Annotated in this window: 19 protein-coding genes and 2 tRNA genes; 9 read left to right on the top strand and 12 right to left on the bottom strand. The window is 64.5% G+C overall.

Annotation, left to right across the window (positions count from 1 at the left end):
• Position 1 precedes the first annotated feature (1 nt).
• The gene (locus ACPFMJ_RS07440) at positions 2-820 is read right to left on the bottom strand and encodes a hypothetical protein (RefSeq protein ID WP_424363181.1); all 819 of its coding nucleotides are present in this window, start codon (positions 818-820) and stop codon (positions 2-4) included.
• 144 nt (positions 821-964) lie between these two features.
• Between ACPFMJ_RS07440 and ACPFMJ_RS07435 the strand changes: the two genes are divergently transcribed.
• Positions 965-3,364 (top strand): tetratricopeptide repeat protein, encoded by a 2,400-nt coding sequence (locus ACPFMJ_RS07435; protein WP_424363180.1) that lies wholly within the window; start codon positions 965-967, stop codon positions 3,362-3,364.
• 199 nt (positions 3,365-3,563) lie between these two features.
• Here ACPFMJ_RS07435 and ACPFMJ_RS07430 read toward each other — a convergent pair whose 3' ends face one another.
• The 5 genes from ACPFMJ_RS07430 to ACPFMJ_RS07410 all read right to left on the bottom strand — a co-directional run bounded on the left by ACPFMJ_RS07430 (position 3,564) and on the right by ACPFMJ_RS07410 (position 10,371).
• On the bottom strand, positions 3,564-6,740 hold the full coding sequence (locus ACPFMJ_RS07430) for an efflux RND transporter permease subunit (RefSeq protein WP_424363179.1): 3,177 nt from the start codon (positions 6,738-6,740) through the stop codon (positions 3,564-3,566).
• A complete protein-coding gene (locus ACPFMJ_RS07425) occupies positions 6,737-7,999 on the bottom strand; it encodes an efflux RND transporter periplasmic adaptor subunit (protein WP_424363178.1) in 1,263 nt (420 codons plus the stop codon). Before ACPFMJ_RS07425 ends, ACPFMJ_RS07430 begins: the two co-directional genes overlap by 4 nt.
• A gap of 44 nt (positions 8,000-8,043) precedes the next feature.
• Positions 8,044-9,582 (bottom strand): efflux transporter outer membrane subunit, encoded by a 1,539-nt coding sequence (locus tag ACPFMJ_RS07420; protein WP_424363177.1) that lies wholly within the window; start codon positions 9,580-9,582, stop codon positions 8,044-8,046.
• A gap of 177 nt (positions 9,583-9,759) precedes the next feature.
• The gene (locus ACPFMJ_RS07415; RefSeq protein ID WP_424363176.1) at positions 9,760-10,185 is read right to left on the bottom strand and encodes a hypothetical protein; all 426 of its coding nucleotides are present in this window, start codon (positions 10,183-10,185) and stop codon (positions 9,760-9,762) included.
• Between the two features lie 110 nt (positions 10,186-10,295).
• A tRNA-Ile gene (locus ACPFMJ_RS07410) sits at positions 10,296-10,371 on the bottom strand.
• 75 nt (positions 10,372-10,446) lie between these two features.
• Here ACPFMJ_RS07410 and ACPFMJ_RS07405 point away from each other — a divergent pair.
• On the top strand, positions 10,447-11,121 hold the full coding sequence (locus ACPFMJ_RS07405) for a class II aldolase/adducin family protein (RefSeq protein ID WP_424363175.1): 675 nt from the start codon (positions 10,447-10,449) through the stop codon (positions 11,119-11,121).
• Between the two features lie 249 nt (positions 11,122-11,370).
• On the top strand, positions 11,371-11,922 hold the full coding sequence (locus ACPFMJ_RS07400; protein WP_424363174.1) for a hypothetical protein: 552 nt from the start codon (positions 11,371-11,373) through the stop codon (positions 11,920-11,922).
• A gap of 82 nt (positions 11,923-12,004) precedes the next feature.
• Here ACPFMJ_RS07400 and mtnA read toward each other — a convergent pair whose 3' ends face one another.
• Complete coding sequence (gene mtnA, locus ACPFMJ_RS07395; RefSeq protein ID WP_424363173.1) at positions 12,005-13,147, bottom strand: S-methyl-5-thioribose-1-phosphate isomerase; 1,143 nt, start codon at positions 13,145-13,147, stop codon at positions 12,005-12,007.
• Between the two features lie 107 nt (positions 13,148-13,254).
• On the opposite strand from mtnA, the gene ACPFMJ_RS07390 reads away from it, so the two are divergent.
• Positions 13,255-14,007, top strand: coding sequence for a peptidase (locus ACPFMJ_RS07390; protein ID WP_424363172.1), 753 nt, complete (start codon positions 13,255-13,257; stop codon positions 14,005-14,007).
• A complete protein-coding gene (locus ACPFMJ_RS07385; RefSeq protein WP_424363171.1) occupies positions 14,004-14,966 on the top strand; it encodes an L-threonylcarbamoyladenylate synthase in 963 nt (320 codons plus the stop codon). The genes ACPFMJ_RS07390 and ACPFMJ_RS07385 overlap by 4 nt, the downstream gene beginning before the upstream one ends.
• Here ACPFMJ_RS07385 and ACPFMJ_RS07380 read toward each other — a convergent pair.
• On the bottom strand, positions 14,963-15,688 hold the full coding sequence (locus ACPFMJ_RS07380) for a carbonic anhydrase (protein WP_424363170.1): 726 nt from the start codon (positions 15,686-15,688) through the stop codon (positions 14,963-14,965). The genes ACPFMJ_RS07385 and ACPFMJ_RS07380 overlap by 4 nt on opposite strands.
• A gap of 107 nt (positions 15,689-15,795) precedes the next feature.
• Positions 15,796-16,839 carry a hypothetical protein gene (locus ACPFMJ_RS07375; RefSeq protein ID WP_424363169.1) on the bottom strand — a complete coding sequence of 348 codons (1,044 nt, stop codon included), beginning with the start codon at positions 16,837-16,839 and terminating at the stop codon, positions 15,796-15,798.
• A gap of 194 nt (positions 16,840-17,033) precedes the next feature.
• On the opposite strand from ACPFMJ_RS07375, the gene pgi reads away from it, so the two are divergent.
• Positions 17,034-18,674: a glucose-6-phosphate isomerase gene (gene pgi, locus ACPFMJ_RS07370; RefSeq protein ID WP_424363168.1), complete on the top strand. Its 1,641-nt coding sequence runs from the start codon at positions 17,034-17,036 to the stop codon at positions 18,672-18,674.
• A 13-nt stretch (positions 18,675-18,687) separates the two neighbouring features.
• Here the strand turns inward: pgi and ACPFMJ_RS07365 are convergent, their stop codons facing one another.
• Positions 18,688-19,809 (bottom strand): methyltransferase, encoded by a 1,122-nt coding sequence (locus tag ACPFMJ_RS07365; RefSeq protein WP_424363167.1) that lies wholly within the window; start codon positions 19,807-19,809, stop codon positions 18,688-18,690.
• Positions 19,810-19,930: 121 nt separating this feature from the next.
• Between ACPFMJ_RS07365 and ACPFMJ_RS07360 the strand changes: the two genes are divergently transcribed.
• A tRNA-Arg gene (locus ACPFMJ_RS07360) sits at positions 19,931-20,007 on the top strand.
• A gap of 258 nt (positions 20,008-20,265) precedes the next feature.
• Positions 20,266-20,991: a L,D-transpeptidase gene (locus ACPFMJ_RS07355; protein WP_424363166.1), complete on the top strand. Its 726-nt coding sequence runs from the start codon at positions 20,266-20,268 to the stop codon at positions 20,989-20,991.
• Between the two features lie 422 nt (positions 20,992-21,413).
• Here the strand turns inward: ACPFMJ_RS07355 and ACPFMJ_RS07350 are convergent, their stop codons facing one another.
• Together ACPFMJ_RS07350 and ACPFMJ_RS07345 are read right to left on the bottom strand one after the other, a co-directional pair.
• Positions 21,414-21,596, bottom strand: a complete 183-nt coding sequence (locus ACPFMJ_RS07350) for a hypothetical protein (protein ID WP_424363165.1) — start codon at positions 21,594-21,596, stop codon at positions 21,414-21,416.
• Between the two features lie 279 nt (positions 21,597-21,875).
• Entirely contained in the window at positions 21,876-22,082 is a 207-nt protein-coding gene (locus ACPFMJ_RS07345; RefSeq protein WP_424363164.1) for a hypothetical protein, read from the bottom strand.
• 146 nt (positions 22,083-22,228) lie between these two features.
• Here ACPFMJ_RS07345 and ACPFMJ_RS07340 point away from each other — a divergent pair, with 146 nt between their 5' ends.
• Positions 22,229-22,498: a hypothetical protein gene (locus ACPFMJ_RS07340; protein ID WP_424363163.1), complete on the top strand. Its 270-nt coding sequence runs from the start codon at positions 22,229-22,231 to the stop codon at positions 22,496-22,498.
• Positions 22,499-22,735 lie beyond the last annotated feature (237 nt).

The following is a 22,735-nucleotide window of genomic DNA, read 5'->3' as shown; positions in this document are numbered from 1 at the left end:
CTCAGCGCCAGTTTGCGAAGGAGAAGGGCTCGATGCCCTCATTCTCCATCTCGATGGCGAAGGCGACGCCACGCGCGACGAGCTTGTTACGGCTGCTGACGCCGGCGACGCAAGCGGCTGAATCCAGCGCGATCTCGGCGAGGGGCGAGCCGACGACCACGGCCTGCTCCTTGCGGGCGAGCCCCCTGACGCGGCCGGCTGCGGCGGTCACGACGGCGGCTTCGCCGACGAAGCCTAAAGTTGCGCCCGCCTCGACTACTGCGCCGATCGACAAATCCGTCCGGAAAAGGCCAGCGGCGGGAGCGCAGGCGAGCGTATGGTCGGCCGCGATCGGCCGCGCCCGGCTGGCGGACGGTTTTTCGTGGGGGCCAAGGATGGCGCCGGGATCGTGCCCTTCCGTGTCGACCGCGAGGTCGCAATCCACGCCGGGCGTGAAACCCCGGCCCAGACCAATGCTCAGCTCGACGAGGTCGCGCAGCGCGGTCGGCTCCGGCTCCTTGTCCTCCCTGGCGATGACGATCACATGCCAGGGCCAGCGGTCGATCGCTTCGTCCAGGCTGCCGCGCAGGAGCGGGATGAAATCGCGCGTCTGAAACGCCAGCATGAACTCGGCGTTGACGTCGGCGCGCCGGGCTTCGATCCCGTCGAGCAGGGCGTAGCCGTCATACCAGGCGTCCGCGAAGCACATGCGCCGGCGCAGCATGAGCGGCGCCGTGGAGCGGTAGAGCGCCACGGCGTAGCCCTCGGCAAACAGCGCCCGCGCCGCCGCCGAGGCTTCCTCGCCAATCCCGCAAACCAGCACGCTCAGCTCTTCGGACATCGCCAACCCTTTTTGGCGCGATTAAGCCCCCGGGGCGCGAGGAAAGCAAGAATCGGGCGACCACGTTCCGCAAATCGAATTGCAAACGCCGAATGGACGTATTAACAGCGGCGACGAGGCCTTCTGACCTAAAAGTGTACAATTGTGCAAAGATTGAATTTTTTCATCGTCGGCGCTCAGAAGGCTGGGACGACGGCGCTCAGCGTCTATTTGCGGCGGGCGCCGCAGGTCCAGATCCCTGCTTTGAAGGAAATCCATTTCTTCAACGACGACGCGCGGGACTGGGACAATCCTGATTACAATGACTTGACGCGCCATTTTTCCTGGGCGCCCGACGCCCCTCCAATCCGGGGCGAGGCGACGCCGGCCTATATTTACTGGCCAAACGCGCTTGAGCGGCTCCGGCGATATAACGCCGACGCCAAGCTCATCGTTTGCCTGAGGCACCCCGCCTTTCGCGCATATTCCCACTGGCGGATGGAGACGAAGCGGGGTGACGAGTCTCTGCCCTTCGAAATCGCAATTTCGGAGATCGGGCGGCGCCGCCTGAATGAGACGGGTAATCGCGCGCATCTCCACTATTCCTATGTCGAGAGGGGCTTCTATGGCCGGCAGATCGCCAGGCTGCTCGAGCTCTTTCCGCGCGAGCGCCTGCTGTTTCTCGAAACCGACGAGATGTGGAGCGAGCCCGACCGCGTGATGCGGCGGGTCCACGATTTCCTTGGGCTCGCGCCTCCGGACCCTGTCGAGAAGGAATATATCGTCCCGGTTGAGACGCGGGATGTCGGCCCCATGTCGGACGCGACGCGCGACGCCCTCACCGATCTTTACAGGGAGGACATCCTTCAGGCGGCGCAACTGACGGGGCTCCCCCTGGAACGCTGGCTGTCTCCGGCCTATGTCGAGACGACGCCCAGGCCTTTCGGCGTCGAGCCCGGGGCGTTCCCGGTCGAGATGGATCCCTTGGCCGAGGAACGCGCATTCGAGGCGCTCGACAAAACGCTGGTTGCAGCCGCGGAGCGGGCTGAAAAGCAAGAAGAATGGGTGAAGGCGGCGTTCTTCGCGTCTGACCTGCGCAAATATTTTCCCGACCTCGAGACAGGCTACCGCGTCGGCGCCGCAAGCGCCCGGAACCTCGGGCGTTGGGACGAAGCGATCGCGATTTTGGACGAGGGCGAGCAGCGTTTTCCCGACCAGGCCTGGGTGAGCGTCGAGCGCGCGCGTCTTGCCCGTTCGCGGGGCGATCTCGCCGAAGCGGATCGGCTCGCGGGCGCGTTGCGCGCGTATTATCCAGACCTTGCGGCGGGTTACGAGATTGGCGCGGCGACGGTCCGGGAATTGGGGCGGATCGAGGAGGCGATCTCCATTTTGGGCGTGGCGAGCGACCGATTTCCCGGCGCGCCCTGGTTGAAGACGCAGCTTGCCTGGACTGCAAGGGCGCAAGGCGCTCTCGATGCAGCGATTTCCTACGCGGAGGAAGTCCGCGCCGAATTCCCGGATGATTCGGACGGTTATTACAGCGTGGCGGTCTTCCTGCGCGCGCAAAACCGGCTTTGCGAAGCGCTCGATATTTTGCGCGAGGCCGCTTCGCGCTTTCCCGCCAAAACCTGGTTTGCCGAAGAGGCGACGCGACTGGCTGCGTTGATCGACAACCGTGAAGCGACCGCGCGTCTCGCCGGGCGTCTCGCCGACGCGAGCGGGCGGCTGATCGAACATGCCCGGCGGCCGCTCTTTGGCCCGAAGGTCGTCGTCGTTCTTGGCATGCACCGGGCCGGCACCTCGCTTTGCGCCAAGGTGGCGGAGGGACTGGGCGTGGGTCTCGGCGGGCCGCTCTTCGCGGCGGATTTCGCCAACAGCGATGGCTATCGCGAGCACAAGGCGATTGTCGCCTGCCATGAAGAATTGCTCGCCCTGAGCGGCGTCCAATGGGACGCGGTGCGCTTCTCGGGGATCGACGAGGCCTTTTTCAGGCGCCCCGATGTCCGCGCGGTCCGTGAGCGGCTGACGCGGATCGTGAGCGACGAACTGGCGGCGAACGGCGACGCCTGGGCTTTCAAGGATCCGCGCACAGCCCGTTTCATTCCCTTGTGGCGCGAGATTTTCGACGAAGTGGGCGTCGCGCCGGTCTGGCTGTTGTCCGTCCGCGACCCCGGCGCCGTGGCGGCGTCGCTCGCCAAGCGCGACGGCCTGCCGCGGACCATGGGCGAAATGCTTTGGCTTGAGCATTATCTCGAAGTGTTGCGGCTTCTCGGCCCGCAACTCGACGCCGTTCTGCATTACGAGCGCTGGTTTTCGCCGGCGGGCGAGGGCCAACTCGCCAGACTTGCAGCTCTGGTGGACGCGCCCGCCGCGGCCCTGGAGACGGCGCGCGGCGCGATCCACGCGAAGCTGCGGCATCAGGCGCCGGGGGAGACGCGCGGACTCGATCTCGCCCAGCAGGTGCACGCTTGGTTGGCGCCGGCAAATCCAGACCTGCGCCTATTGCAGCGGGAGGCCGAAATCCTTTGGAAGGACATCGGTAAAATCAAGACTTCCCTCTCGTAAGCTTCTGGGACGCAGCGCAGTCCGCCTCCGACCGCCCTCCGTCCCGCAGCCTCAGAGTTTGGAAAGCGTCGCGCGAACCCGGTACCGCTGGTTCGGCCGCAAGCCGAACTGCGCTGCTCGTGGGGCGGCGCCATCGCTTCACGCCGCCAGCCGGATGATGGCGCCAAGACGCCGGCGTGGGTTTCGCACCGCCGGCGGCTCAGTCGACCAGGCTGGGCTCCACCGGGGCCGGAGGTTCGTTCGCCGGCTCTTTGCGACCCTTCCGCGCTTCGTCGATTTGCTGCAGCACAACGAAGAACGCCGGCACGAGAACCACGGCGAGAAGCGTCGAGGACAACATGCCGGTCAGCACGCTGATGCCGAGCGAGCGGCGCGCATTCGCCCCGGCGCCGGTCGCGATCGCCAATGGCACGACGCCGAGGATGAAGGCGAAGGACGTCATCAGAATGGGGCGGAAGCGGATGCGCGCCGCGTCGATCGCTGCCTCCATGATCGGTTTCCCGCCGAAGATGCGATGTTCGCGCGCGACTTCGACAATGAGAATGCCGTTCTTCGCGGAGAGGGCGATCAGCAGCATGAGGCCGATCTGCACATAGAGATTGTTGTCGACGCCGAGCGCCGTCAGCGTGAGCATCGGCCCGATGAGCGCGAGGGGCACGGCGGCGATGACCGCGAGCGGGAGAATCCAGCTCTCATATTGGCCCGCCAGCACGAGATAGACGAGCAGGACCGAGAGCGCGAAGCCCCAATAGAGCAGATCGCCCGTGATCTTCTCCTGGTAAGAGATGGCGCTCCACTCGAAGGCGATGTCCTTCGGCAGGAGCTTTCGCGCGAGCGCCTCCATCTCCGTCATCGCCTGACCGGAGCTGTATCCGCTCATGGGCGAGCCGACGATCGTGGCGGATGGATAAAGATTGTAGAGCGTGATCAAGGGCGGCGCGCTCGTCTCCGACAGGCGCGCAAGCGTGCCGAGCGGCACCATATTGCCGTCCTGACTGCGGACATACATGCCGAGGAGATCGTCGGGCTGGAGGCGATAGCGCGAGTCGGCCTGCACATAGACCTGAAGCGGCAGGCCATATTTCACGAACTGATTGACGTAGCTCGAGCCCACATAGGAGGTCAGCGTCGAGAAGACGTCGCCAACCGAGACGCGGAGCGTTTCCGCCTGCACGCGGTCGACGGTCATTTCGACATGGGGCGCGGATTCGCGGAACGTGGTCAGCACGCGCTGCACGACGGGGCTCTCCTTTGCCGCGCCGACGACGCCGTTGGCCCCTTCGGCGAGCCTCGGATAGCTGAAGCTGCCGCCGAGCAGTTCGAGCTGCATCTGGAAGCCGCCGGCGTTGCCGATGCCCTGAATGGGCGGCGGCACGAGCATGAAGGCGCGTTCCGGCAATTGCTCCATTTTCTTCTGGAGGCCCATGACGAGCGAGACGAGATCCTCGCCCTTATGCTTCTCGCGCTCCTCCCAGGCGTCGAACATCACGTAGTTCACGCCGGCGTTGGCGAGCGTCGCGCTATTGTCGAGAACCGAGATGCCTGCGATCGTGATCACGTGTTTGACGCCCGGCGTGGCGAGCGCGATCTTGCCGGCCTCCTGAAGGGCGTTGATCGTGCGCCCGAGCGCGGCGCCCTCGGGCAGCTGCACCGCCGTCATGGCGTAGCCCTGATCCTCATTGGGGATGAAGGCGGTCGGCAGCCGAGCGACGCCGACAAGGCCGATGATCGAGATGGCGAGGCCCACGAGCACGACGGTCTTGCTGCGCGCGACGAGGCGGGTGACAAGCCGCGTATAGGCGCGCTCGAGCGGATCGTAGATGGCGTTGAAGGTGCGATAAACGGCGTTGCGTTCTTCCGGCGGCACGGCGGGACGCAGCCAGAGGGCGCATTGCGTCGGCTTCAGCGTCGCGGCGTTGAGGGCGCTGATGAGCGCCGTCGCCGCGATCACGACGGCGAATTGCGCCAGCATCCTGCCGGTCAGACCCGGAAGGAACGCCGCAGGCAGGAACACGGCCATCAAGACGAGCGTGATGCCGATGATGGGCCCCATGAGCTCCGACATGGCCTTGATGGCCGCGTCGTGGCTGGACATGCCTTTCTCGATGTCGGCCGAGACCGCTTCCGTGATGACGATGGCGTCGTCGACGACGATGCCGATGGCGAGAACGATGCCGAAGAGCGTCGAGAGATTGACCGTGTAGCCGAGGCCATACATGGCCGCGAAGGCGCCGATGATCGTGATCGGCACGGTCGTCGCGGGCACGAGCGTCGCCCGAAAATTCTGCAGGAAGAAGAGAATGACGACGAGGACGAGGAAGCCCGCTTCGTAAAGCGTGTGATAGACCTCGTCGATCGACGCCTTCACGAAGATGGTCGTGTTATAGGGAATGTCGTAGACGAGGTCGGATGGAAAGCGCTTGGCGAGCTCGTCCATCTTGGCGCCGACTTCCTTGCCGACCTGAAGCGAATTGGCGTCCGGCGTCTGGTAGATGGCGATCAACGCCGCCGGCTTGCCGTCGACAAAGGTCTGCTGGGAATAGTTCTGCGAGCCGAGCTCGATGCGTCCGATATCCTTCACGCGGACGAGCCGGCCGCCCTGAGCCGTCTGCGCCTTGACGATGATGTTGGCGAACTCGCCCGGATCGTCGAGCCTCGACTGGATGTCGATCGTATATTGGAAGTCCTGCGACGCCGGCGCCGGCGGCATGCCGGTCTGTCCCGCGGCGACGATCTGACTCTGTTGCTGGATGGCCTTGACGACGTCGGACGGCTGCAATCCGAAGGAATGGAGCTTCTCCGGATCCATCCAGATACGCATGGCGTATTTGCCGGAGCCGAACACATTGACGTTTCCGACGCCGGGAAGGCGCGCAAGCTCGTTGACGAGATTGATCGTCGCGTAATTGCTCAAATACAGCGCGTCATGCGTGCCCTGGGGCGAGGTCAGCGTCACGATCTGCAAAATCGCGGTCGATTTCTTGTTGACCGTGACGCCCTGCGCCTGAACGGCCGCGGGCAGCGAGGCGAGCGCATTGGAGACGCGGTTCTGCACCAGCACCTGCGCCGTATCGGGATTCATGCCGATCTTGAAGGTGACCGTCAGCGAATAGGTGCCGTCGGAGGCGCTCGTCGACTGCATATAGAGCATGCCATCGACGCCATTGACCTGCAGCTCGATCGGCAGGGCGACCGTGTCGATCACCGTCTGCGGGCTCGCGCCGGGATAGCGCGCCGTCACCTGCACGGTCGGCGGCACGATGTTCGGGTATTGCGAAATCGGCAGAGCAAACAGCGCGACGGCGCCGAGGACGACGAGAAGAATCGCGATGACGTTGGCGAGGACCGGACGCTCGATGAAGAATTTCGACATCATGGGCGGTCGCCCTCGTCGGACGGCGTCGCGGGCGTCAGGCGCGGCGAAATCTTCGTTCCCGGCGTCGCGCGCCACAGATCCGCGACGACGACGCGGTCCTCCGGGCTCAGGCCGGAAAGAATGACCCGCATGTCGCCTTGCAGATCGCCCATGTCGACATAGCGCTTCTCGAGCAGGTCGTCCTTATTGGCGACGGTGACGTAACGCCCGCCCTGATCGGTCTGAATGGCGCGATTGGGGACGAGCAGCGCGTTGGGGATCACCTTGCCGGCGGGGAGGCGAATGCGGACGAAGTAGCCGGGAAGCAGCCGGTGATTGGGATTCTCCAGCAGGCCGCGCACCAGCATCGTGCCCGTCTTCGGGTCGATCGCGGGGGCGACATACTGAATGTGGCCGTGGAACGGATAATCCTGCCCCGCCTCGAGCCCCACATCGATCGGAACGTCATGGAGTTCCGTGAGCGTGAGCCGGTGGTCGCCGAGCGCCTTTCTCACGCGCTGGACTTCCTGCTCGCTCAGATTGGCGACGACGTAAATCGGATCGAGCTGGATAATCTCGGCCAGAGTCGTTGGCTGGCCCGCGCCGCCCACGGTGTTGCCGGGATCGATCTGATGCTTGCCCATCTGGCCGTCGAAGGGGGCGCGCACCTGGGTATAATCGACATTGAGGCGCGCGATCTCGACCTGAGCTTTTGCGGAGGCGACCTCCGCTTCCGCCTTCTTGGCCTGGAAATTCCAGTTGTCGACGACGACCTGAGCGGCGGCGCCCTTGCGGCGCAGCCCGGTATATCTCTCCACCTCGATGCGCGCATAAGCGAGCGCCGCCTGCTGGGCGCGAAGCTGGGCTTCGGCCTGGACGAGTTGCGACTTGTATTGATCCTGCTGGACCGTGAACAGCAAATCGCCCTTCTTGACGATCTGGCCGTCCTGGAAATGGATTTTTTCGAGATAGCCTTCGACGCGCGCGATCAGATTCACCGTATTGGTCGAGGCGGCGTTGCCGGTGAGCTCGATATATTCGGTGACTTTCTGTCGGATGGGCGACGCAACGGGAATCGAAAGGGCGCCGGCCTCCGCGACCTGCGTCGGGGCTTTTTGAGCCCCCGGCGAATTTTCGCCTGCAATCGCGGCGGGCTTTTCGGCCTTGCCGCCGAAAAGCTTCCCCCAGAAGGATTCGGCGAGCCCTGCTTGCGGAAACGCGATGAGGGCCGCTACGAGCGCGCCTGGCAGGAGTTTCGGCGAGAAGAATTCCTTCCACATGTCACGACGCCTTTTTGCTCATGAGCGGGCCGCGCTCCTTCGCCTCACCATTCGGGTAGCCTGATGCTCGAATCAACGTCCTGCGCGGATGGCAGTACAGGCGTCTCCGGGCCGGGTTGGGCCGCCTCGGGCAGAAGATTTCCCCAATTCGTGCGGTTGCGCATTTCCTGCACGGTCGCTGCGTTGACGAAGGGCTTGCCTTCGCGAAGCTGCCAGCCGCCGCCCAGCGCGCGGTAGAGGGAGACGAGACCGGTCGAGATATTGCCGGTCGCCACGGCGAGATTGTTCTGCGCCTGGAGGAGATTCTGCTCAGCCGTGAGGACGGTGGTGAAGTCGCGCGTGCCCTGCTGGTATTCGAGCGTCGCAATCTCCAGCGCGCCTTCCGCCTCTTTTACGCTCTTGCGCAGATAGGCGGCTTCGGACGACGACAGGAGAAATGTCGCGACGCCGTTCTCGACTTCCTGCTGGGCCTTCAGAACCTGATTTTGATAATCGATCAGATATTGCTGCAGCGTCGCGTCTTCGAGACGCACATGGTTCGTGATCTGCCCGTAATTCAGCAAATTCCACTTGAAGGACGGGCCGATCGAAAACATGCGCCCGACCGGATGAAACATCTGAGCGAGGTTGTGGCTGCCGACATTGCTCGCCTGGCCCCCGAAGACGCCTGTGATGCTGATGGCGGGATAGAGTTCCGCCTGCGCCACGCCGATCAGCGCGCTTTGCGAGGCCGCGCGCAGTTCCGCCACTCGAATGTCCGGCCGCCGCCGCAGGAGGTCGGCGGGGATGCCCACAGCCGCGCGCGGCGGCGCGAGGGGAATTTTCCCCGTCCCGCGCGCGAGCAGGAAGCCGAGCGGTTCGGGCGCCATGCCGAGCAGCACGCGCAGCGCGTTGTAGCCGTGCTGGAGCTGGATGCCGAGCCGTGGAATCGTCGCCTCTGTCGAGGCCAGGACGTTTTGCGCCTGATGGACGTCGAGCAGCGTGGACGCGCCGCCTTCGAAGCGCGCTCGCGCGATTCGCACGGATTCGCGCTGCCGCGCCACGTTCTCGCGCGCGATGACGATCTGACGCTCGAGCGTGCGGATGCCGATATAGGTGTTGGCGACGTCGGCGAGCAACGTGACGAGCACATCGTCGTAGAGCGCGATCGAGCCGAGATAGGCGGCGTCGGCCGATTCGATTCCGCGCCGGAATTTGCCCCAGAGATCGATCTCCCACGAGGATTGCACGAGCCATCGATCCGCCCAGAAATTCCCCAGGCTCGCCGAATTGCCGCCCTGCGACGCCGGCGTCGCATTGCTCGCGCGGTCGTAATTCACCGCTGCCGAAGCTGTCTGCGCCTGCGGATAGAACTCGCCGATGACGACGCCGAGCTCGGCGCGCGCCTGCAGCACCTTCGTGCCGGCGCTCAGCAAGGTAAGGTTTTGAGAATAAGCGGTTTCGATCAGGCGGTTCAGAACCGGATCACGAAAGACGCGCCACCAATCCGCGGGCGACTCCGAAGGCTTCAGGCTCTTGCTTCGCCACTCGAGCCACTTGTCGGCCACGGGCGCTTCGGGCGCCACGAAATCCGGACCGGTCATGCATCCGCTGAGAGCCGCTCCCATCGCGCCAAGTAAAACGTCGCGCCGGGTGCATCGCGCAAATAATCCTGGAGGCATTGGGGGTCCAATTTCGACGGGCCGGCAAAATCAATGCTTAACCGAGGCTTAACGGCCAAACTCAAGCGTCGCAACCCGAATTGGACAATTGTCACAGCTTTAATCGTTGCGATCCGGCCTCGCCAACTGCACCGCCGCGAAGAGAAAAGCGGTCGTGAGCCCAAATAGGATCACGCCATTCATCGCCTCCATCGCGCCGAGCAATTGCCAGCGCTTGTCGAGAAAAAGCGGCGCATGGCCGAAAGCCGTTATCGAGCTGAGAGAGTAGAGAACGGCGTCGCGGGGGTCCGGCAGAGCCTTCACGAAAACGAAAAGAACCGCCCAGATGAGCGCCTCGAAGGCGTGCAGCGCAATGGCGATAAGGGCGACAAGAGTGATCGACGCGATTCGATAGGCGGCATGACGTTCTCTTGTCTTCAGGCTGCGAGCGAGCATTCTTTCAACGAAAACAAAAACGCAGATATGGAGTGTGATCGTCAGCACGATGACTGGCAGGCCCCAAAGCCAATCGCCGCCCCAATACATGTCGCCTCCGCCGCTGCGCGCCTCGCATTGCGAGCGCTCATCAGATGAGTCGGAGGGTAATCGAATGCTCGCGGCGAGCAATGGGCCTAAGCTGAGGCGGTGATTTGTGGTGGTAGGCCGGGAGGGACTCGAACCCCCAACCAGACCGTTATGAGCGGTCGGCTCTAACCATTGAGCTACCGGCCCCTGTCGCCTCGGGGACGCTATGTCCTATACAGCAAACTTTCCGGCGGGCAATATCGCGGCGCAAGGGGTGTGGCGATGACGGAGGCGGAGGCGCGCTCGGCCATTGTGGCCGGGGCTCTGGAGCTGGAGCGGCTCGGGCTCAATCACGGCTCGGCGGGGAATCTCTCGCTTCGGCTCGGCGAGTCGGCGCTCGTCACGCCGAGCGGCGTTCCGGCCCGCGAACTCGCGCCCGAGATGATCGCGCGGATGCGGATCGACGAAAAGAGCGGCGCGTTCGAGGGGCCCCTCCCGCCGTCGAGCGAATGGCGGTTTCATCTCGACGTTTATCGCGCGCGGCTCGACGTCAACGCGGTCGCGCATATGCATTCCACCTACGCCACGACGCTCGCCTGTCTGCGCCGGGAGATTCCCGCCGTGCATTACATGATCGCGGCCTTTGGCGGTCCGACCGTGCCCTGCGTCGGCTACGCCTCTTATGGCACGCCGGAACTGTCAGCGCTCGTCGTCGAGGGGCTGAAGGATCGCGACGCTGTGCTCCTCGCCAATCACGGCGCCATCGTCACCGGCGAGGACATGCGCAAGGCGCTGTGGCGCGCGGTGGAGCTGGAGGCGCTTGCGCAGGTTTATTATTTGGCCGCGACGGCGGGGGAGCCGGTCGTGCTGCCGGACGATGAGATTTGGCGGACGGTGGAGCGGTTCAGGAATTACGGGCCGCGGGTCAAGGTGGCGACTCCGTCTGGCCCTGCTTGAGACCAAGACAGGCATCGGATACGCGGCATTTCTGTTGTCGCCGAACAGCAGCGCAACAGCGTGGCCGTGAGCGTCAAGAGGCGAATGTTCCTGTCTATACTTACGGTTGAACTCGATAAAGCGAAGACTGTGCTTTAAAATTGGGAGATTAGACTGGGTTCGAGTGCGACAAAAGGACGAATTGCTTCAGAGGCAGAACTGTTTTGCAATTTATACGCGAGTTTTTTCGAAGATTGAGTGGAGGGAGCCATGAAAAAATTTCGAGGTCAGGCCAAGCGGATGGTCAACGGCACGTTCCTGGGCGCCGGTTTGATACTTTCCTGTGCGACGCAACCCGCACACGCAGTACCGCCTACGAAAGTCGAAAGCCCATTCACGGCGCCATTCACGATCGACTGGATATGCGCGTTCCCTGTCACTTTTTCGCCGGTGGGGACGAACCCGGCTTCCAACAATCAAAAACTGATCACCTTTTACAACAAGCAAGGACAGCCGACGCTGCAGGCTATGAATGGGAGCCTGACAGTGAAAGCGACAAACGCCAACACGGGCAAATCAGTTTATCTGAATGCTTCCGGTCCCGCGAAATTCACGCCGCAACCGGACGGAACCACGCTCTGGACGACGACGGGACCCTGGGTATGGTATTTTCCTCCGCCGCCTCAAGGAAAAACATTCCCTTTGCCGTTGTTCTCTTACGTCAACGGTCGGATGGAATCGATTTTCGATGCCTCCGGTAATTTTTCCGGCTTGAAGAGCATTGTCGGCACCGTGGAGGATGCCTGCACGCTTCTCGAATAGGAGACGGCAGGTTTTCCCATTGAAGCGAACCGCGAACGTTCTCCAGCTCGGAGGCGTTCGCGGCGAGCGAACAGGCTCTGGACTATTTCAACCGGGCCGGAAGGCGATCGCCGCACGGACTTTCTAACGCCAAATCGGGATACAATTCCTGCAACCCCGCCTCCGTCGCGGCGCAAACACCGCGTTCGGTAATCAATCCCGTAACATACCGCGCCGGCGTCACGTCGAACGCCCAGTTGCGGGCGGGCGAGCCTTCGGGCGTCAGCAGCACTTCCGTTACGGCGCCGTCGGGCGCGCGCCCGGAAATATGCGTCACTTCGCGCGCGCTGCGCTCCTCGATGGGGATGTCGGCGACGCCGTCGTCGATGCGCCAGTCGATGGTGGAGCTGGGCAGGGCGACGTAAAAAGGCACGCCATTGGCATGGGCGGCGAGCGCCTTGAGATAGGTGCCGATCTTGTTGCACACGTCGCCTGCGCGCGTCGTGCGGTCCGTGCCGACGATGCAGAGATCGACCATGCCGTGCTGCATCAGATGCCCGCCGGCATTGTCGGCGATCACCGTATGATTGATCCCCTCGGACAAAAGTTCGAAGGCCGTGAGGCTGGCGCCCTGATTGCGCGGGCGCGTCTCGTCGACCCACACATGGAGGTCGATTCCCGCTCGCGCCGCCTTGTAGATGGGCGCCAGCGCCGTGCCCCAATCGACGGTCGCGAGCCAGCCCGCGTTGCAATGGGTGAGCACATTCACCGGCCGGCCGGGATTTTTCTCGGCCGCCGCGCAAATGAGCGCCGCGCCGTGATCGCCAATGGCCGCGCAGCAGGCGACGTCTTCCTCGGCGATGCGCCCGGCCTCGGCGAAAGCGAGGGCGGGGCGGTCGGCCGCGGGCGCCGCGAGGAGGAGCGCCTTCACCCGGTCGAGCGCCCAGCGCAGATTGACGGCGGTGGGGCGCGTCGCGAGCAGCCTTGCGTAGGCCGCTTCGAGCGCCGCGTCGCTCGCATCCTCCTGCGCGGCCAAAGCGAGGCCATAGGCGCCCGTGACGCCGATGAGCGGCGCCCCGCGCACGGTCATGTCGCTGATGGCGCGGGCGGCCTCGTCGCTATTGGCGAGGGTCCGCGTCTCGAAACAGTGGGGCAGGCGGGTCTGGTCGATGACCGCCACGCTGCGCCCTTGGCCGGCGTCCTCGCCGAGCCATATCGTCCTGTAGTCGCGGCCGTTGATGCGCATCCTGGCTTGCCTTTGGAGTGGCTTTCGGCCCTTGTGCCCTCTGGCCCGGAACTTGTAAACCGAGGGCGGCTCGCGACCGGAGGCGTTGCGGCGGGCGGGGAGACTGCATGACCTATTGCTGCGGCATTCTGGTGCGCGACGGCTTGGTGATGATCGCGGATACGCGCACCAATGCCGGCCTCGACAATATCTCCACCTTCCGCAAGCTGCATGTTTTCGAGCAGCCGGGCGAGCGCGTCCTGATGCTCGCCTCGGCGGGCAATCTCTCCGTGACGCAGGGCGTGATCAATTTCCTGAAAGAGGGGTTCGAGAACCCCGACACCAAGGAAATCGAAAGCGCGATGACGGCGCCGACGATGTTGAAGGCGGCGCAACTCGTCGGACGCGCCGTGCGGCGCGCGCGCGCCGAGGCCTTCGATCCCGCCGACCAGACCAACGGCGTCAGCTTCGACATCACCCTGCTGCTCGGCGGGCAGATCAAGGGCAGCGAACCCCGCTTGTTCATGATCTACACGGCAGGCAACAGCATCGAATGCTCGCAGGATACGAACTATCTGCAGATCGGCGAGCACAAATACGGCAAGCCGATTCTCGACCGCGCGGCGAACTACGACAGTGACATTTACGACGCGCTGAAAATCGGCCTGATCTCCATGGATTCGACGATCAAGTCGAATCTCTCCGTCGGGCTGCCCATCGACATCGCGCTGCTGCGCCGGGACGCCATGGAACTCGAAGTCTCGACGCGCATCGACGCAAGCGACGAATATTTCCGTGACCTGCGCGAGCAATGGTCGAAAGCGCTGCGCGCGGCGCATATCGCGATTCCCGCGCCGCCCTATCGCGGTCGCGAGCGGTGACGATCCTGGCGTCGGCCGATAGCGGCTCGATTGCGCGGGCGGCGGAGATTCTGCGGGAGGGCGGCCTCGTCGCCTTCCCGACCGAGACGGTCTATGGGCTGGGCGCCGACGCAACGAGCGCTTGGGCCGTCGCGCGCATCTATGACGCCAAGGGGCGGCCCTCCTTCAATCCGCTAATCGCCCATGTCGCGAATATCGCGGCGGCGCGGCGCGAGGCGGAATTGCCGGAGGCGGCGATAAAACTGGCCGAGGCTTTCTGGCCCGGGCCGCTGACCATCGTCGCGCCCGCTGCGCCGGGGGGCTCGGTCTGCGAATTGGCGCGAGCGGGGCTGCCGAGCGTCGCGCTGCGTATTCCAGACCATCCCGTGGCGCGCGCGCTGATCGAGGCGCTGGGCCGGCCCGTCGCGGCCCCCTCGGCCAATCGCTCCGGCCATGTGAGTCCGGTGACCGCGGCGCATGTAGCGGAGGATTTATCGGGCCGGGTGGACATGATCCTCGACGGCGGCCGCACGACGGCGGGGCTCGAATCGACCATCGTCTCCTTCTGCGACGCCGAGCCGACGCTGCTTCGGCCGGGCGCCGTGGCGCGGGAGAAGATCGAGAAGGTTCTGGGCGCCAGGCTCGCCGCGCCTGAGCGGGCCGAGATCATGGCGCCGGGCATGACCGCTTCCCATTACGCGCCGAACGCCCGATTGCGTCTCGAGGCGCATGAAGTCGGGGCAGGGGAGGCGGCGCTCGATTTTGGCGGGCGCCTGACGGCGCTCGCGGCGCCGGGCGCAATCGCGCTCGACCTCTCGCCGAAGGGCGATCTGGTCGAGGCTGCCGCCAATCTCTTCGCCTATTTGCGCGAACTCGATGCGCGCGGCGCAGACAAGGTCGCCGTCGCGCATATCCCCGAACGGGGCCTCGGCGAGGCGATCAACGACCGGCTGAGACGGGCGGCGGCCCCGAAAGTCTAGCGCGATAGAAACCGCACGTTCCCGCTGGCGAGCTCATAGACGGCGCCGACGAGCGTCACTTTCCCGTCCCGGATCGCGCGCTCGCCCTCCGGCACGGCGACAAGCTGCTTCATGGACCAGCGGACATTGGCCTCGACGGCCGCCTTCAGCAAGGCGTCGCGCTCCTGCTTCAGATCGACCTTGGCGAGGCCGGGCTCGATCAGGCGCAGCAGCGCTTCGATATGCGAGGGCTCGTGATTGGCGTGCAGCATGTCGTCCACGGCGGCGGTGACCGCGCCGCAGCCCTCATGGCCGAGCACGACGACGAGAGGCGTATGGAGATGCGCGATGGCGTATTGCAGCGTGCCGACGACGTCCTCGGCGATGATGTTGCCCGCCAGCCTCGCGATGAACAGTTCGCCGAGCCCAACGTCGAAGACCAACTCGGGCGGAACGCGGGAGTCGCTGCATCCGAGAATGGTCGCAAAGGGCCTTTGGCCCTCGACCAGCATATGCCGCCACGATGCATTCTCATGCGTATGTTTCGCGCGGCCTTCCATGAAGCGGCGATTGCCCGCCTTCAGTCTGGAAAGCGCCTCGTCGGCGCTGGCTGGGGGCGGCTCGGCGGCGTGGATATTCACGCGGGGAGCCGCGGCGGCCTCGCCCGCGGCCAGGCCGAGACCCGCGGAGGCGTTCAGCCATTGTCGTCTCGTGAGGCCCTTTGAGCAACATTCGTCAGCCATGGATTCCTCGAAACGAGCGCCGCCGTCGAAAAACGCGCAGCCGTCCTCGGCCCGGACGAACCTGCGCCGTTCGGCATCCTAATATGAAAAATCCGAGGCTGTCTCGCTTACGCCGCGAGCGCCGTCGGCGTCGCCGCCCGTAGGTGGAAATCGGTCGTTACGGCGCGCGGCTCGCCTCTGACGAGCGAGGCGCATTCATAGCCGCGCGCGACGAAATCGCCGGCGCCGCTCGAACTCATCTCGACAGCGAGCCTCGTGAGGCGATTGAGCACAGGCTCCGTCACCCAGGAAAAGCGCGGCGCGTCGGGCGCGATGGTTTGCATCAGCGCAACGCGTGCGTCGTTGTTTTCCTGACTCATGCGGGCGCACCAGCCGTGCCGCGGCTCCTGCCAGTCATTGGCGACGATGACGGGCCGGCGATAAATGCGCGCCTCCCGCTCCATGCGCTCGATCAGCGCGATCTCCCCGCGCTTGACGCCTGCGAGCGTGAACAGCGTCGGCCGCGCGAGCGGCTCGCGGGCGATGAGCGCCACCGCGTCCTCGAAGGACTCGCAGGTCTCGAAGGCGTAGCGCAGCAAATGGTCCGGCGGCCAGCCGTCCTCGCGCGCCAGCGCGTTGCGCAGATTGATCGCCGCATCGACCGCGAAACCGAGCCTGCCCTTCGTGCGGCGAAGCATGGGCGCCTGGTTGATGACCGCGCAGAAACGGCCCGGCGCCATGGCCGAGAGTACGCCGACCGCGCCCGGCCAGGTGGCGTTGTAGAAATCGCCGGCAGGCCCGGATTGCCAGGCCATTTCCACGGCCTCGCCGAGGCCCTTGAAGGGCCAGTCCAGCGTGCGGCGAATGCGCGGCAGACCGTCAGGCCCCTCATAGGCCTGCGTCGTGCAGGCGAAGAGATAGGACATGTTGAGCGTCATCGCGCCGGGAAATCCCAGGATCAAGACGACATGCTCAAGCTCGGCCCGATAGGCGGAAGCCGATTTCTTCAGCCAGTTCGAGGCCATGCGGTCGATCGGCGACAGGCAGTAGCGCCCGAGCGGCGCGATGGCGCCGAGGCAGGCGTCGCGCAGGGCCGCAGCGGCGTCGACCCGCGCCCTGGCATGGGCCACGGGACCGCCGTCGCGCACGTCTAGGAAGGGAATCGGGTTCATCGTCGTCCTGCCGTCAAAGATGCGTCATCAACTGTTCAAGAAACCCACATCCTTCTGTCATAAACCAGTGAATTCTCGTTCATCATGCGCGCGGGCGGGCCCGCCGCCCGTCTGGCCCTCAAATCGGCGGCCGGGCTATAAGTTCTCACGTCGACAGACAGACGATTCGCTGCACTGCAATAACGAGCGCCATCATGTCCCACACCGTCGCCGCCGCCTTTCTCGCGCTCGATACGCATGCGCCCACGCTGAGCAATCTGCGCACCGTCGATCTTTTCGCCGCGGACGCGGCGCGGTTCGCCAATTTCAGCGTCGCGCTCGACGAGAATTTTCTCTTCGACTTCTCCAAGCACAAGGCGACGCGGGAGACGATCGATCTCCTCGTCGCGCTCGCCAAGGCGCGCAAGCTCGAGGCGTGGCGCAACGCGCTGTTCGGCGGCGAGACGGTGAACAACACCGAGAATCGCGCCGCCATGCATATGGCGCTGCGCGATCTCTCGACGCGACCGCTCATGGTCGGCGGCGAGAATGTGCGAGCGTTGATCGAAGCGGAGCGCGAGAAGGTCTACGCCTTTGCGCGCGCCATCCGCAGCGGCGAGGCGAAGGGCGCGACGGGCCTGACCTTCACGGACGTCGTGAATATCGGCATTGGCGGCTCCGACCTCGGTCCGGCGATGGCCGCGCGCGCTTTGTCGCCCTATGCCGGGGAAGGGCCGCGCGCGCATTTCGTCTCCAATGTCGACGGCGCCGATCTCGCCGACACGCTTGCGGGTCTTGATCTTGCGCGCACGCTCTTCATCGTGTCGTCCAAGACCTTCACCACGCAGGAGACGATGGCCAACGCCGCGAGCGCCCGCGCGCGTCTTGTGGCCGCGCTCGGCGAAGCGGCCGTGTCGAAGCACTTCGCCGCCGTGTCGACCAAGCTCGACAAGGTCGCGGCCTTCGGCATCGACGCGTCGCGGGTCTTCGGCTTCTGGGATTGGGTCGGCGGGCGTTATTCAATGTGGTCGTCGATCGGGCTAGCGCTCGCCATCGCCGTCGGGCCGGAGAATTTCACGGAGTTCCTGCGCGGCGGCTTCGACATCGACGAGCATTTCCGCTCCGCGCCGCTCGACAAGAACATTCCCGTGCTGATGGGCCTGCTCGGCGTCTGGCATCGCAATGTGATGAAGCGCGGCGCGCACGCCGTCATTCCCTATGACCAGCGTCTCGCGCGCTTCCCCGCTTATTTGCAGCAGCTCGACATGGAGTCGAACGGCAAGTCTGTGACGCGCGACGGCGGGCTTGTGACGCATGCGACCGGGCCGGTGATTTTCGGCGAACCCGGCACCAACGGCCAGCACGCCTTCTTCCAGCTTCTGCATCAGGGCACGGACGTCACGCCGATCGACTTCCTCGTCGCCGCCGAGCCGACCGCCGCCGACGCGCATCATCACGCGCTTTTGTTCTCCAACTGCCTCGCGCAGGCGGAGGCGTTCATGCGCGGCCGCACGATGGACGAGGCGAAGACGCAATTGCGCGGGCAGGGGCTCGATGAGGCGGAAGTCGAGCGCCTCGCGCCGCATAAGGTCTTCTCCGGCGACCGGCCCTCGAGCGTGTTTCTCTACAAACGCCTCGATCCGCGCACGCTCGGCCGCCTCGTCGCGCTCTATGAGCACAAGGTCTTCGTTCAATCGGTGATATGGGACATCAATCCCTTCGATCAATGGGGCGTCGAGCTCGGCAAGGAGCTTGCGAACCGGCTGGCGCCGATCGTGGAGAATGCGAGCGCGTCGACGGACGGGCTGGATGGTTCGACCGCGGGATTGATCGCGTGGCGGCGGGGGCGCGCGTGATCTGATCGCGCCCTCAAACCGCCTTCGACACCAAAATGCTCGTCAGCGTCGGCAACGCATTGGCGAGCAATTTGAACTCGCCAAATCCCGCCTGCCTCAGCAGCGCCTCGATCTCCTCCACGCGGCGCGGCTCGCCGCGGCCCATGGCGAGCGTGTAGAAGCCGTAATAGGCGTCGAGCGGCTCGGCGCCCTTCACGCCGGACATGGCCTCGATAATGAGCAGCGTCGCGCCGGGCTCCACCGCGCGGCGAATGTTCTTCAACAAGGCCAAGGCGCGCGCATCGTCCTGATCGTGCACGATGCGGATGAGCGTGACGACGTCCGCGCCTTTCGGCAGTTCGTCTCGTAGAAAGTCGCGCCCATGGATTTCCGCGCGCGCCGTGACGCCCGCCGCTTCGAAGCGCGCCCGCGCGCGCTCCGCCACGGCCGGTAGATCGACGAGCATGAGCTGCAAATCCTTCGCGCGCTCGGACGCGGCGCAGAGAAACACGCCCTCGCCGCCGCCAACGTCCATAAGCCGCTTGTGCTGCGACATGTCATAGGCGTCGAGCGCCTCCTGCGCGACCATGGGCTGCGAGGCGGCCATCAGCGCGCTGTAGGGCGCGACCTGTTCCGCCCCGAGCGCCTTGGGCTGTTCGAGATCGGAATAGGGCCAGTAATCGGCGAGCGCGGCCCGCTTCTCGCCGCGCAGCAGCGCCATGGGGTCGGCGAGGTCATTGTAAAGCGCCGGCTGGTGCTCGACGAGCGAGAGCGCCGCCCGATTGCCTAAGAAAGCCGCACCGAGCTGGCCGAGCCCGTAGCGCCCGCCGGCGCGCCGTTCCGCGAGGTCGAGCGAGGCCGCCGCGTCGAGGAGCCGCCGCGCCGCCTCCTCGGACAGGTCGAGGCGGGCGGCGATGTCGGCGACGGTCAGCGGCCCGCCCGCGAGGGCCTCGAACAGCTTGAGCCGCGCGCAGGCGAAGAGGACCTGCGAATAGACGAAGCCGGCGGTGAGATCTAGCGCGGCCCGCGCCCGCCGCCGGGCGATGGGGCGGGTGAGGGGATTGGCGAGCGACCAGCGCTGGAAATTCGGGTCGGCGATGAGCCGGTCCCGGCGCGCCCGCAAACGGTCCAGCCAGTCTTCGACAAAACCCAGCATTCGAGCCTCCCGCAGAAAACGGCCGCCCGGATAGCACGAGCTTGTGAAGCCGCGAAGGGGAGGCGAAGATTGCAGGCGCGCCCGGCTTCCTGTAGAAGGAGGGGGCGTCGACTCGCGTTAAGCGCCCGTAGCTCAGCTGGATAGAGTGTTGCCCTCCGAAGGCAAAGGTCGCACGTTCGAATCGTGCCGGGCGCGCCAATAAAAATAAAACGGACCATACCTAGCCAACGCCCGCCGACAGGACGAGCGCTTCATTGCGAGGAGCATGGGCGTCGCCTCGGCCTTCCAGCGATCGTTTACAGGTCGGCTTGCTCAGAGAGGACGACTGCGTCGTCGACCGAAAGCCAGGAAAAGCCAACGTTCTTTAGAGTCCCTAAAGCAAGTGCTGACAATTTCAGCTCGCCAAGGGCGTTCCGCGAGGCTATGCCCGAGTATATTCTGGTCGGGCGACAGGACATGAGGAACTCCACAATCGTGATGACGGACGACGCAATTGCCGATGCCGGCGAGAGAAATGAGGCAGTTCGGATCGGGCGTCAGGCGGGGCGTCTGAACCGCCGGTCGTTTCTGCTCGGCTCAGCCGCCGGTCTCGGCGCGGCCGGGCTCGCGGGTTGCGTCTCCGACGACATGGGCCGCGCCGAGGCGGCGAAGTTTTACGCAGCCGTGCCCAACGAGAAATTCCCGATCCCGGCGGTCGATATCGGTAAACTCGATCCGAAATATTTTCGCCGGCTCGTGCGCTACGAGACCAGGGAAGCGCCCGGGACGATCATCATCGATCCGAAGAACTACTATCTTTACCGCATCGAAGGCGACGGAATGGCCACCCGCTACGGCGCCAATGTCAGCCGCCCCGGCTTCCTGTGGAGCGGCGAAGTTTATGTCGGCCGCAAAGCCGAATGGCCCACCTGGACGCCGCCCAAGGAGATGATCGCGCGCCAGCCGGAGGCGCGCCAATATGCCCGCGGCATGCCGGGAGGCCTGGACAATCCGCTCGGCGCCCGCGTCCTCTATCTCTACAAGAACGGCGCCTACACGGTTTTCACGATCTACAGCACCAGCGATCCCGAGACGATCGGAAACGGCATTACGAGCGGGTGTACCGGCCTCTTGAGCCAGGACATGCTCGACCTGTATTCGCGGACGCCGATCAAGACGAAGGTAATCATGCTGCCGGCATAGCCGGCGGCGATTTTCTATCCCTACCGCCACGGTCAACAGCGGACCGACTGGAAGCGGTCCGTGGGCCGTTGTTCGCGCGCGACTGCCCTCAAACTTTGGCTTGGATGTCACCAACACAAGCGGCTAAGCCATCGGTGCGCTGGACGCTATTCTAGGAGTCGTGGGAGCGCAGCCTCCGATGTACGACAGATATTCGGCGAGACTTCCAGAACGCCGCCGATAGCGGGTGGCTCGCAATCGCTGATTTACCACGCCCCGAGGCATGGGGCGGAAGCAGGAAGCTATCGCCGACTACAGACATGCATTGTCGGTAAATCCCAATTGCAGGAAAGCAGGGACGGCCTCAAGCGTATAGGAAACTAGAGCCCTCGACGGGCCCGGCCCTCAACGCCAAGCCCGCGAAGCTCAGAAAATTACGCCCATCAGCTTTGATGCGGGCCGGTCATCTCTTTCAGCGTCGCTTCTATTCTGCGCCAGGTTTCCGCTTCTTCTCGCTTTCCCGCTTCCTCCAGCTTGGTCGCCTTTTGAGCTGCTTCGGCGATGGCCTTGGGGCCTAAAGACTCAAGCATCTGCCTCGCATAGTCTCTGAGTTCGACGCTCTGCATTGTTCAATCCCCTCTCGCGTTCCCCTCCCGGCCTCAGGGAAAGTGTTGCAGAGGTTGATGTCGGCAACCCCGCATGAATGCGGCCGGGGGATCACGCGAAGATCAGACGCTGGCGTGGCGGCATGAATTTGAAAGAAGGCCCGATGCGAGGCCCCCGCCTGACGATGACGTTGCCGGGTTTCCACAAATGGATTGGCTTGGTGGCTTTTCGGCGCGCTCGCTGCATCGATACGCGCCTACCGTAGCGCGCGCCGCTCGCGCTACCATGCAGAGTGCGGCTCAATCCCAGCGCTTTGCCGCCCGCCCCAAAGCCAACAACCGCGCAAGCGCCGCCATGGCAAGAGTTTTGGCCTCCTCGTCATCCGCGAGGGAGATGACCGACCACAATTTTTCTATCGCTTCCGCCTTGCGCTCACGGCGTCGGACAGCTTCAGGCTTTGCTTTCTTCATTGCGTCGCTTGCCATTTCACTGCCATAACGCTTCAAAATAAGCTGTTTCTAATGCCGAGACCGCTAGTAATGCTTAGCGCCGCGACTTAAATTTTATATATCGCGCCACGTCCGGACGCTGCTCCTGATCGCGTCGAATGTTTCCGGCGCTGTCATTTTGAGCGTTCAGCGGAGTTGGGCGGATGATGAGACTCTGGGCCTCTCTCATTTTTGCGTTTGCCGCCGGATGCTCTTATTCCACCGCCGCGCTCGCCGGCGTGGAGCTGACGGGGGGCGGCTATCCGAGCAGCCGCTTGTATCGCGGCGGCGCGGGGCTTGTCCGCGGGCCGGATGGCGTCTGGCGCTATTACGGCCCCAGCGATTTCGGGCCGTCGTCGCCCGATGACCCCTCCTTTTGGGATTGCTACGTCTACGACAATTACTCGAGGCAGTGGGTTTGGAAATGCAATTGACTGGTCCCGAGGAGTCGGCCGTCCGATCTACGGTGGCGAAATGCACGGAAATTGGCGGGAATCGGAGTAGTCGCCGGCCCGCCTTGCCCGCACCCTTTTTACAATCTCGGGCGAAACGTCACGCTCCCGGGAACGCCCGACGGTTAGGAGGGCCGCTCCTACGCCCTAGGCGGGGCGGCCCTCTTTGTCAGGCGTAAGGATCAGCGCGAGGAGGGCGCCATGGCGGGATATGGACTG

Origin of the sequence: Methylocystis parvus, assembly GCF_049675845.1 — a bacterium.
Taxonomy (GTDB): domain Bacteria; phylum Pseudomonadota; class Alphaproteobacteria; order Rhizobiales; family Beijerinckiaceae; genus Methylocystis; species Methylocystis parvus_A.
This window is presented reverse-complemented; position numbering and strand designations above follow the sequence as displayed.